Source organism: Undibacterium sp. GW821-FHT11H02 (assembly GCF_058808015.1).
In genome coordinates, this window is the sequence record NZ_JBXARG010000004.1 from 131,912 (window position 1) to 143,579 (window position 11,668).

Here is an 11,668-nt window from a genome sequence, read left to right on the forward strand (position 1 = left end):
AGCGCAATTTTGCGTGAGTCCTAATGAACAATAGTCTTGATATCCTTGATTTGGCGCCTCTGGTTTTGTCTGCTGCTTCATTTTTTTTAGGGAAATGCGGTCTATGTCGAATACCTCACCAGTTTCATCAAAATCGGCACCATGGAAAATTCTGTTGGTGGATGATGAGCCTGACATCCATGATGTGACCAAGTTGACTTTGCATCGCTTTGAATTAGATGGCCGGCGCTTGCAGTTTTTTGATGCTTATAGCGGCCCTGAGGCGAAAGAAATACTGAGTCGTGAGCCCGATATCGCTTTAGTATTTTTGGATGTAGTGATGGAGTCGGAAAACAGCGGATTGGAAGTCGCACGCTGGATGCGCCAGGATTTAAGAAATCAATTCACCCGCATCGTATTGCGCACCGGGCAACCGGGACAAGCGCCAGAAGAAAGTGTCATAGTCGATTACGATATCAATGATTACAAAGAAAAAACTGAACTCGACCGCACTAAATTATTTACGACCACGTTCGCAGCCTTACGGGCTTATCGCGACATCTATACCGTGGAAGAAGCGCGGCGTTTTCAAGTGACATATCGTGAGGGTTTAGAGCGCGTGATTGAAGCCTCTGCCCATATCTATCAACAAAGAAATATGCATGACTTCGCCAATGGCTTGCTGCAACAAGTGGTGGCCTTGTTGCGCCTGGAAAAAAGCATGTTACTGCGCCTACGTGGTGCAAGTGGTGTTTCGGGTGAAAATTCCTATGAAGTGCTGGCAAAAATAGGCAATTTTGATGATGATCATCAGTTGTTCAATCAGGAGTTGCTGGAGCACTTACAACAAGTGACGATCAATCGCATTTCGCATTTATTCGGCGATACTTATGTAGGCTATTTTCCTAACGAGAGTGGCAAAGCATCATTGCTGGTATTGCAAGGTGTGGAAAGTGTCAGTGAGATAGACGCCAAATTATTAGAGGTTTTTTCCTCAGGTGTCGCCATTGCTTTCGATAATATTTTGCTTAATCAAGAAATCAGTGACACCCAGGGGGAGCTGATTATGCGCCTTGGTGATGTGGTCGAATCGCGCTCCTCGGAAGCAGGAAATCATGTGCGACGTATGGCTGAGGTGTGCTATCTGATAGCAATTACTTCTGGCATGGACCCAGACGAAGCCGCCATATTAAAGCAAGCCGCTCCTATGCACGATATTGGCAAGATCGCGACACCCGATGCGGTGTTGCTCAAGCCAGGTAAATTGGATCAAAGTGAGTGGGATATCATGAAGATGCATCCAGAAGTCGGGATGTCGATTTTGGATGGCTCGCATAGACCTATCTTACGTGCCGCATCCATCATTGCACATCAGCATCACGAGAAGTTTGATGGCTCTGGTTATCCGCAAGGCTTAGTCGGTAGCGAAATTCATATCTATGCCCGCATTGTTGCTGTAGCCGATGTTTTTGACGCCCTGATGCATGCCCGGGTTTATAAAGTAGCCTGGCCAGTTGACCAGGTGATCGCCCATTTAAAGAGCGTGAGCGGCAGTCATCTTGATCCGCAGTTTGTAGAACTCTTGATACAAAATGTTGATAAGGCGGTCGATATTAATCAACGCTATCCCGACTAATTTATTCCTTTTTTTGCGCTATTACGATGATTTTGCGGCTAACTTAGCATGCAAGGGAAAACGTAATTGATAAACTAAACCTGCACCTGGAGTTGATTGCGCTTTAATGCTGCCACCTAATAAGCTGGTGACGAGGTTGTACACGATGTGGGTACCAAGTCCGCTGCCGCCTTGACCTCGCTTAGTCGTATAAAAAGGGTCAAATAATTTACCCAAGGCTTCTTTATCCATGCCATGGCCGTTGTCTTGGTACAGAAATTTCAAATCATCATCTTCAACTTCAAATTGTATTTGTATTTTCCCCTGACTGAGATTTTCGAAACCATGCGTCAGAGAATTCATCACGAAATTGGTTAGGATTTGTGAGAAGGCACCAGGGTAACTATCAATGATCAGGTTCTCCGGGCAATCTATGCTGATCGCTACGTGCCGACCCTTGAGCTTGGGTTGTAGCGATACCAAAATCTCATTCAAGTAAGTGGCTAATTGAAACTTACGTTTATCGTTAGAGGTTTGATCGACTGCAACTTGCTTAAAGCTACGCACCAGTGCTGCCGCTCGTTTGGTATTGGTGCTGAGTATGCGCAGACTTTGATCGAGAATCTCTAAAAACTGATCGCGTTGCGTATCATCAAATTGCGCGGCGGCGATGTCTTTACGGGTCAAGCGGACTTCTTCTATCAAGTGGCTGGTTGCCGTAACGCAGATACCCAATGGGGTATTAATTTCATGGGCGACACCTGCAACCAAGCCACCTAAGGAAGCGAGTTTTTCTTGTCTTACTAATTCTGTCTGCGCTTCTTGTAGTGCCAGCAGGGCTTCATTTAACGCATTATTTTGGTGCTCCAGGTTCGCTTTGGCCTGACGTAATTCTCTATCGGCATTCATGCGCGCAATGGCCACCGCGATATGGCTGGCGACAAAGGCTAATAAATCCAGATCGGCATGCGTATAGGTGTGGTGCAAATCATAGCTCTGCACAATGATGACACCATAAATTTTGTCTTTAATTAAGATTGGCGCGCCTATCCAGCTTTCAATATCACTGCCACCTAAAACCTGGCGAATTTCACCGTCTTCGATCAATTGTTGTAAACGAATTTTATCAATCAATTGGGCTTTGCCCGTGCGTATTACGAATGAAGTCATGCCTACGCCTAGAGGGAAGTGCGAATGCGTGGGGACAGGATCTTTTTCGTCGACAAAATATTGAATACTAATTTCTTCGTTTTCTTGATGATAGATCGCCACCATAAAATTTTTGGCGACAATTAAGTTCTCAACGATCAGATGTAATTTTTTATATAAGTGATTACCTTCTTCCCCTGAAAATGAGAGTTCAGCGATCGCATACAGCGCGCTTTGAATTTTTTCTGAGCGACGCCGTTCGGCAATTTCGTGGGCAAGCAATGAGGTACGTTCTTGTACCGCACGTTCCAATCGATCGACACTTTGAAAAACTTCTAAAGCGTTGGAAACATGGCTGGCAATTAATTCAAATAAGGCCTGATCTTCAGCGCTGTATAAATATTGTTTGTCATAGCTTTGTATTACCATCGCGCCCAGGATGCGCTTATTATGATCAATTAAGGGATAGCCCATCCAATGTTCAGACGGCGCACCGGTAACACCAATTTGTTCTTCAGCACGGATGGTGACCATCTCAGCCGCCGTTGCGACCAAGGGTTTGCGATTTAAGATCACCCACTTAGTGAATGAGGAGCCTGGGGCTTCCAATTTGAAGCGTTTTTCCGGATCGGGTGCTGGATCGACTTCATCTAAAAAGTAGGCGAACTGTAGGGTATCGTCATCAGAATTATAAAGTGCAATATAAAAATTCTTAGCGTACATAATGCGGCTCAATGCCATATGTATTGCATACAGAAATTCACGTAAGTCGTTGGTGTTGGAAGAAATTTTGGCAATCTCCAGTACCATAGATTGCACTGCCTCTAAACGTTGTAAGCGACTTTCCATGACGCGTCCTTTCTTCGAATTTCTGTTTAGAGCGTATTGCGTGGGAGTCCTTGAAGTGGGAATCTCGATTCAGCAAGCTTAGTCTAAATCCGTTTGAAATGAAATTGCCTTGTGGGCTTTTTGTGGATTTTGGAATTCATTTCTCTTTCGCTATTTTTAAACAGGTCAGGATTTATTCAATTCGTCATATACACCTGATAGAATTTGCTATTACATTTTTTGATCTGAAGGACATTTTCATGCAGCCACCTGATAAGCTAGGACAGCAAGAAAAAGGCGACACCCAGGCCGAGCTGAGTGAATTCAAAAGTAAAAGTGGACTTAAACGCATTTTCTCCGCCTTCTTTTACTCCCTCGACGGTTTGCAGGCGGCATGGCGCCAAGAGCATGCGTTTCGTCAGGAATTAGTGCTGGTCGTGATTGGTGCGGTAATCGCTTTGAGTTTACCCGTGTCCGCATTTGAAAAACTATTGATGATCGCTGTTTTGGTCTTGATGCTCATAGTTGAGTTGTTGAACTCCGCCATTGAAGCGGTAGTTGATCGTGTTTCGCTAGAGCGTCATGCCTTATCAAAAAATGCTAAGGATTTTGGTAGCGCTGCTGTTTTATTGACTTTTTTGTTAGCGCTGGCGACCTGGACTGTGATCTTGTTTGACCGTTTCTACTATTAATTAAATTTTATGAGTTGGCGTGCACCAAGTCACGTCCCAGTTCGTTATCAGCTTACTTCACACTTTTTGATGAGTTAATCATGATCCTGCAAAAAATCTATTTTAAAAGTCTGGTTCTATTCGCACTCTTGTGCAGCCTGATGAACGTGGCATTAGCACAGCGAGATGATGGACAATTTCAAATCCTGCATGCACGTTATGGCACTGCGGAACGCAATGTAGATGTGACGCCTGCGCTGAAAGACTTAGCTCGCCGTGATGTGAATTTTCGTATGGGTAATGAGAGCTTTGGCATAGATCCCCATCCAAATCGTGTAAAAACTTTGCGTATTTATGCTCGCAGCGATCGCGGTGAAACGCGCACGTTTGAATATCGCGAAGGCAGCTTGGTTGATGGTGCTTTATTTAAGGGTTGGGGTGGAGGTAATTGGGGACGTGATGGCGATTATCGCGGCGGTTGGGACAATCCTGACTCGCGCCATAATGGCAATGACAGAGCGGACAGGGATGATCGTGACGATGGCGAATTCCAAATTCTGCGTGCGCTTTATGGTACCGCGGAACGTAACGTCGATGTCACCGATAGGCTGAAAGAGCTGGCACGTAACGACAGAAATTTCCGCATGGGGAATCGTAGTTTTGGTGTTGATCCCCATCCTAACCGGATTAAGACCTTACGTATTTATGCACGTGGAGCACGCGGAGAAATGCGTACTTTTGAATACAGTGAAGGTAGCGTAGTGGATGGCGCTATGTTCAAGAGCTGGGGCCGCGGCAATTGGGGAAATCGTGGTGAGCACAAAGGGGGGTGGGGTGACAACAATGACCGCAACAATGACCGCAACAATGATGGTCGTAACGATAATCGCAATAACGACCGTAATGATGGCCGATACGATAACCGTGATAGATCATTTGAAGCCAAACAGCTGAATATTATCAGTGCTTATTATGGTATTGAATCACGCAAGATAGATGTAAGTCGCCAACTGCGTTCTTTGGTAAATAATGGTCGTTTAGAGCTGCGCGTTGAAAACAATATCTTAGGCGGAGACCCGGCGCCTGATGTTGCCAAATTTCTTTGGGTGACCTACAGCATGAATGGTGGAAGAACACAAACCGTGCGGGTTGAAGAGCGGGGATGGTTGAATCTGCGTTAAGTTGAGTGGCATCAAAATGATGCGTAAAAAACGGATTCTGAGCACTTCAGAATCCGTTTTTTTTTAGGTTTTTTTAAGCAAATATCAATACAGTGAAAATGATTTGTATTGGTCACTGCTTGTAAGGCACACGGCCAGTTGGCACCACACTAGAAGCATGCATGCAATGACCATGTTGATCGTCAAAAAACATATGGGGTTTAAATGCAGCCAGTACAGCTGATTTATTCACGCCGCCCATGAAAAAAGTTTCATCAATTGCGATATTCCAGGCGCGCAAAGTGCGGATCACTCTTTCATGGGCAGGTGAAGAACGTGCGGTCACCAATGCCGTACGTAACGGTAGAGCGCGACCGTCGGGGGCTTTGAAATTATTCTGTATGTAGGACAAGGCCACGAGCAAGCGGGCGAACGGGCCTTCCGGTAAAGGTTTTTTTGCATTGTCTCGCTCGTGCTGTTCGAACGCTTCTATGCCTTGTGATTGATAGATTTTCTCTGCTTCATCCGAAAAAATGACCGCATCGCCGTCAAATGCGATGCGAATTTGATCGAGGTCGGCGACGTTCTCGGCTAATTGATAGAGCAAGGCAGAAGCGATGCCCGCATTCACTGCCGCTTGCACATCGTCTTCATGCAACGATAGAAAAAGACTGACATTAAAGGCTTGCAAATACGGAGACAGCGGTGCGCCCCCTGCCAAGGCGGCACGACTAATATCCAATCCATAGTGTTCGATAGAATTAAATATGCGCAAGGAAGTTTCGGAGGAGTTGCGCGACATGATGACCACTTCGACCAAGCGATTGCCTGGTGTCAGATGGTTTAGCTTTAATAAAGCTTTCACCAGTGCGAAGCCTGCACCAGGCTTGAGAATCTTATTTTCATGTTCGAGTTGATGCTGACGATAGGCATCTAAGCCTTGATCTTGAAAAATCAATTCTTCGGCTTCCAGGTCAAACAGTGCACGGGAAGAAATGCCAACGACCAGTAATTTATCGAGAGAGAAAGGCATGGTGAGTATGTTGCGATAGTTATTGAATAAAGTCGTTTAGGTGAGAAATTAAAGCATCAATTTCTTCCACTGTATTGTAATGCGCAATCGACACGCGAACGACACCGCCGTATTTTTCTAAGCCTAATGCGGCGATCAGATGGCGCGCATAAAAATCGCCAAAGCGTATACCCATATTGAATTGATCGATGTGGCTGACGATCGCCTCCGATGGCGTCTCCGCGACCACAAAACTAATTGTTGGCACTCGGCTGATACCGTTTTCCTGCACTTGTGATAGTCCAATAATTTTGACGGTCTTTTTGCTGCGTAAGAATGCGAGCAGGCGTTCGGCTAAGAAATTTTCATGTGCTTCGAATTTATCAAACGCTAATTGCATTAGTTCACGACGACTGCCGCTACCACCAAATTGTGTCCCCATTGCGACTAAATAATCAGTAATACCTCGGCAGCCGTACGACAATTCGAAATTCACATTGCCCGGTTGCAGTTTGTAAGGCAGATTATCTTCAGCGATAAAAAAATGATTCAAATTTGCGAGGCGATGTAGGAGTCCGTATTTTCCCCACAGTACCGCATAGTGGGGACCGAAGACTTTGTAGAAACTGAAGACCAAAACGTCCGCACCACTCGCTTGCACGTCGACTAAACGATGCGGTGCGTATGCCACTGCATCAATACAGACGCGGCCACCAACCGCATGTACACGGCGTGCGACTTCGGCGGCTGGGTTGATGGTGCCGAGTACATTAGAGGCAAAAGTCATCGCCAGCCATTTGGTCTTGATGCTCAGTAAGTTGTCTAAATCGTCTAAATCGAGTTGCAGCGTTTTTGGATTGACTTGCCAGATTTTGACAATAGCGCCGGCTTGTTGCAGACGCTTCCAGGCACCGACGTTGGCCTCATGATCGGTATTTGTCAAAATAATTTCGTCGCCAGCCTGTATCGAGGGAAGAATGGACTGTATGAGTTGAAACATCAAGCCAGTAGTTGATCCACCCATCACGATTTCACGATCATCTGCCGCATTGATCAGTTCAGCAATCGCTTTTCTCGCATCCAGCACTCTTGCACTCGCAACGGTGGAGCTAGAATAACTGGCGCCCAACTGCACGCTGGTCGTCAACAGATAGTCGTGAATTCGGTCGGCAACCCGTTTTAAGACTTGAGAGCCGCCGGCATTATCGAGAAAAACGCATTGCCCGGGGATTTGCAGTGCGGGAAATTCAGCCCGTACCGCGTTGATTTGACTAGGGGATAAAGCTTGCATGTGAATGTAATTGCCTGTGTGGGAACGGGCATAAACATATCACGATTCGGGTGCGCATTGATCGGCAATGTGATAGGCGATGTGCCAGCAACTACAGCACTCGATATTTCTACACAAACCAGCACGTCTAGCCTGGTTGTCCGTCGGCACGAGCACCCAGATAAATAGGTAGCATTAAAGCGACCCAAGTGAGTAAGAGTAGCAACCAGACACTGGCTGACAAGTTCAACATATAAGGGATGGCAGTCACGCTGGCGGCAACACGTAACAACGCAGCTACATGCAATGCCAGATAAATAGCCCACAGTAAATTATTGACCTGCAGTGGCCGGCCACTATGCCCAAAACTGACCCGGCTGACAAAGCCCACCAACATCGTTCCCATAAATCCTAAAGCCAAGGCATGCACCATGGCAGAGCCTATTTGTACCCCAAAAGCACTCGCAGCCTGCAATGCAAAAACAATCGCGAGCCAGGCAAATGACAGGTGCAACATCGCCAATAAGCGATTTTGCAAGCTGCGGAACAAGCCCCAACGCCACGAAGTATTCGCAAAACTAAAACTGAGTAATGTGGCGATCAAAGCCTCTAGTAAATGCGCGCCAAAGATGCCGGCAATTGCCAAAGCCCAGCAAGCTGCTATCCAAGTTGCCAATAACCAGTAAGGGCGCCACATCGTATAGGGCTTGATTACATTGCTGCTAAAGAAGGGCAGCATGCGATGACAAACCGTCAAAAACACAGGCAATAGGAAAGCAAAAAAGGCCAGTTGGCGCGCAGCGATCCAAGCCTCACTTAAACCTGCACTCCACAAAAAAGCGCAAAAAATTGCCAGCATACCGCCCAGCATCGCCAGTAACAAAGCTTGCGGATGACGTTTGTCTTTCACCTGGCTATGGATCAGTAGTCGTGCCCAGCGTACGGTGACAGCACACCATGCCGCCAGCATCAGGGCAAAACCAGACATACGTAGCGGGCTAAGTTCAAAAGTGGAGGCAATTAATACCAACACGACGCCACCGAAATAGGTAGCACCATGCAGTATGAAATTATGCGGTGGCTCATTCACCGCCAACCACTTAGGCCCAGCGGTAAAGGTAAATCCGAGAATGAATAATGGAAATACGCCTAATGGCATGAGTAATGCATGTAATGGCAGGTTCAATGTGCGTCCGCTTTGCAAATGTAGCCACCACCAAGAAAATAAAATCAAGACGGCGACTGCGCCAAGAAAAAAATACAGGCGATGTGGGGCGAGAGCTAGGCGTTTCATGATGTTTGTGGTCTTGAAAAAGAGAGTGCAAGGAGTTGCCTCCATCATAGTTGTAAACCACGAATTGATTCTTGATCGAAAACAAGAGATTGGTATGAATTTAGGCTATCCCCAATTCTTACTCGTCAGCGCAGGCTTGACCTCGATTCTTATTGGCTGTCATTAGATGCACTTGACTCGCGATCACCTCAGATCGTACTCAAGATAGTTAACCGATAAGCTTGACATTGCTGATTGAGTTTTTTTGAACTATCTTTAGTTGGTGCGATGCCTGTGCGTGGTCAAATTAATGGGAATTGAGAATCGCTTTTAGGCTAAATTTTTTTCAGAATGGAGATGGCTGACGAAGAATGTGCAAAAAGGTAGATCTTTTTTGATGGCTTAGTTCAGTGCGCTTACACGTAAAAATTGAATCATTCATGTCACTGATTGCCACCTTATTGCATGCGAAATGGGTCGCCGACTTGAGTTCGGTGAGTCCCATGCAATCAGCAAAAAAATCGCATTGCTACGGTGCAGTCAGGTCATCAGTATCAATTTTTTCGGGTTTCAGTGTAGTCAATATCTGGCACAGATCGCCAATGTTGCGTGTGAATTGAAATTTATTTACACGTAAATTCAGGAGGTGCGAAGGTGTGAGTGCAATACGACAATAGCACCATAGTGCTATAGGAATGCGATTGAGTTTGAGTTTTAATTGCACTATATTGTTCCGTGGGGCAACATTTTGATCGAGCTGTAGTTCCTGTTAGAAGTGTAAAACCTTGAAGAGCGCACATGAATAAACTAATTAGCAATGAAGGCGGCAGACTTTACCCTATAGGCTTAGCGCTGCTCGGTGCAATCGAAATTATTGTCTTATCTGGCTTTGGTTGGGGGGCAATCGCAGCCGCTGCAAGTTTGCTTGTCGCTGGTTTTTTTATTAGTCGCCAACTGGGTATCGCCAATTCCGAAGCAAGTCCCGATATTGCCGCTTACTTGGATAGTCGCCAACGCTTTGGTGAGACGGTGATGCCAGTCTGGAGTCGGCACATTGAATCTTCCCGTAGTCAGATGGAAACAGCCATATCAGAATTGGCCGAGCGTTTTTCTGGCATCGTCGATAAGCTCGATGAAGCCGTCTATTCTTCTAGCATGAGTAGTGATAGCGGAGGGAGCGGTGATTTAGTCGCGGTGTTTGCTAACAGTGAAAAACAATTAGGAACCGTGATAGCTTCTATGGAGTCAGCGATGTCTTCTAAGAAGGAAATGCTGGCAAAAATTCATGAGCTGGAACAATTCACACGCGAGCTTCGTGCCATGGCCGAAGATGTCGCCAGTATCGCGGCACAGACCAACTTACTCGCCTTAAATGCAGCGATTGAAGCGGCTCGTGCCGGTGAGGCTGGACGCGGCTTTGCGGTGGTGGCTGGTGAAGTTCGTAGTTTGTCAAATCGCTCGGCTGAAACCGGCCGCAGCATTAGCGATCGCATTGGCAAGATCAGTAGTGCCATCAGTAGCGCTTGCAAGGCAGCAGAGCTTTCCAGTGCATATGAAGATCAGACCATGCAGAGTTCAGAGAGCACGATAGAAAAAGTACTGACAGATTTTCGTACTGTTACCGACGCATTGGTACAGTCTTCAGAGCAACTCAAACAAGAGAGTATAGGCATCAAATCCGAAGTCGGTGAAGCGCTGGTGCAACTGCAGTTCCAAGATAGGGTGAGCCAGGTCATGACGCACGTGCGTGAAAATATGGACTTACTACCTACTGTCCTTGCTGACAATCGTCGGCGCTACACCGATGATCAAATACTCGAGCCCTTGCTCGCTTCGACTTTATTGAACGAGCTCGAAAAAACTTACGCAATGAAAGAAGAACATTCCGCCCATCATGGCAGCACCGCTGTCGTGGTTAGGCCTGATGATGAAGTTACATTTTTTTAAGGAGGATGCATGGCAAAGACCATCATGGTGATAGACGATTCCGCGTCGTTGAGACAGGTTGTAGGCATTGCCTTAAAAGGTGCCGGATACGAGGTGATAGAGGGGCGTGATGGCATGGATGCACTGTCCAAGCTGACAGGGCAAAAAGTCAATCTGGTGGTGTGCGATGTGAATATGCCGAATATGGATGGCATTACCTTCGTTAAGGAACTCAAAAAATTGCCGAATTATCGCTTTACGCCGGTGATTATGTTGACCACAGAATCTCAGGAAAGTAAGAAGCAAGAAGGTCAGGCCGCTGGTGCTAAGGCCTGGGTGGTGAAACCATTTCGCCCCGAGATCTTGCTCAATGCCGTACAAAAACTCGTTTTGCCCTAACGCTTAATTTCTCAAGGAAATCGCATGACATCGCAAATGCAGTCTGAATCGACATCGGCATCTTTGGCTATTGAAGGCGAGATGAGCATTTACCGTGCGGCAGAACTCAAGCCTTTGTTGCTTGAAGCACTCGTAAAAACGACCTCGCTGGAGCTCGATCTGTCGGGCGTGACGGAGTTGGATACTGCAGGGCTGCAAGTCTTGATGCTGACAAAACAGACGGCGCTTTCTCAAGGACGTGAATTGCGTCTGGTGGGTCATAGCCCAGCGGTGATTGAGATTTTTGAAATGCTCGATCTCGCGTCTTATTTTGGCGATGCATTAGTGATTGCGCCGCGTGCCCAAAGTCGCGCGTAATTGCTTTTTTCTTTGTAACTTACTTTTCT

At 46.5% G+C, this 11,668-nt stretch carries 10 protein-coding genes; 6 read left to right on the plus strand and 4 right to left on the minus strand.

What is annotated here, in order from left to right:
* The first annotated feature begins 103 nt into the window (after positions 1–103).
* Positions 104–1,615, plus strand: a complete 1,512-nt coding sequence (locus AC1RR2_RS05845) for a DUF3369 domain-containing protein (RefSeq protein ID WP_493221362.1) — start codon at positions 104–106, stop codon at positions 1,613–1,615.
* A gap of 21 nt (positions 1,616–1,636) precedes the next feature.
* On the opposite strand, the gene AC1RR2_RS05850 is transcribed toward AC1RR2_RS05845, so the two are convergent.
* The gene (locus AC1RR2_RS05850; protein ID WP_493221363.1) at positions 1,637–3,592 is read right to left on the minus strand and encodes a GAF domain-containing sensor histidine kinase; all 1,956 of its coding nucleotides are present in this window, start codon (positions 3,590–3,592) and stop codon (positions 1,637–1,639) included.
* A 239-nt stretch (positions 3,593–3,831) separates the two neighbouring features.
* On the opposite strand from AC1RR2_RS05850, the gene AC1RR2_RS05855 reads away from it, so the two are divergent.
* On the plus strand, positions 3,832–4,263 hold the full coding sequence (locus AC1RR2_RS05855; RefSeq protein ID WP_493221364.1) for a diacylglycerol kinase: 432 nt from the start codon (positions 3,832–3,834) through the stop codon (positions 4,261–4,263).
* Positions 4,264–4,343: 80 nt separating this feature from the next.
* A complete protein-coding gene (locus tag AC1RR2_RS05860; RefSeq protein WP_493221365.1) occupies positions 4,344–5,423 on the plus strand; it encodes a DnaJ-like protein C-terminal domain-containing protein in 1,080 nt (359 codons plus the stop codon).
* A gap of 112 nt (positions 5,424–5,535) precedes the next feature.
* On the opposite strand, the gene AC1RR2_RS05865 is transcribed toward AC1RR2_RS05860, so the two are convergent.
* The 3 genes from AC1RR2_RS05865 to AC1RR2_RS05875 form a co-directional block, all read right to left on the minus strand.
* Entirely contained in the window at positions 5,536–6,435 is a 900-nt protein-coding gene (locus tag AC1RR2_RS05865; RefSeq protein WP_493221366.1) for a 5'-nucleotidase, read from the minus strand.
* Between the two features lie 19 nt (positions 6,436–6,454).
* A complete protein-coding gene (locus AC1RR2_RS05870) occupies positions 6,455–7,705 on the minus strand; it encodes a cysteine desulfurase-like protein (protein WP_493221367.1) in 1,251 nt (416 codons plus the stop codon).
* Between the two features lie 127 nt (positions 7,706–7,832).
* Complete coding sequence (locus AC1RR2_RS05875; RefSeq protein ID WP_493221368.1) at positions 7,833–8,978, minus strand: NnrS family protein; 1,146 nt, start codon at positions 8,976–8,978, stop codon at positions 7,833–7,835.
* 777 nt (positions 8,979–9,755) lie between these two features.
* Between AC1RR2_RS05875 and AC1RR2_RS05880 the strand changes: the two genes are divergently transcribed.
* From AC1RR2_RS05880 to AC1RR2_RS05890, 3 genes are read left to right on the plus strand one after another with little or no spacing between them, the layout of a single operon-like run.
* Positions 9,756–10,904 carry a methyl-accepting chemotaxis protein gene (locus tag AC1RR2_RS05880; RefSeq protein WP_493221369.1) on the plus strand — a complete coding sequence of 383 codons (1,149 nt, stop codon included), beginning with the start codon at positions 9,756–9,758 and terminating at the stop codon, positions 10,902–10,904.
* A gap of 9 nt (positions 10,905–10,913) precedes the next feature.
* Entirely contained in the window at positions 10,914–11,282 is a 369-nt protein-coding gene (locus AC1RR2_RS05885; protein ID WP_493221370.1) for a response regulator, read from the plus strand.
* Positions 11,283–11,306: 24 nt separating this feature from the next.
* Positions 11,307–11,639 (plus strand): STAS domain-containing protein, encoded by a 333-nt coding sequence (locus AC1RR2_RS05890; RefSeq protein ID WP_493221371.1) that lies wholly within the window; start codon positions 11,307–11,309, stop codon positions 11,637–11,639.
* Positions 11,640–11,668: the final 29 nt, after the last annotated feature.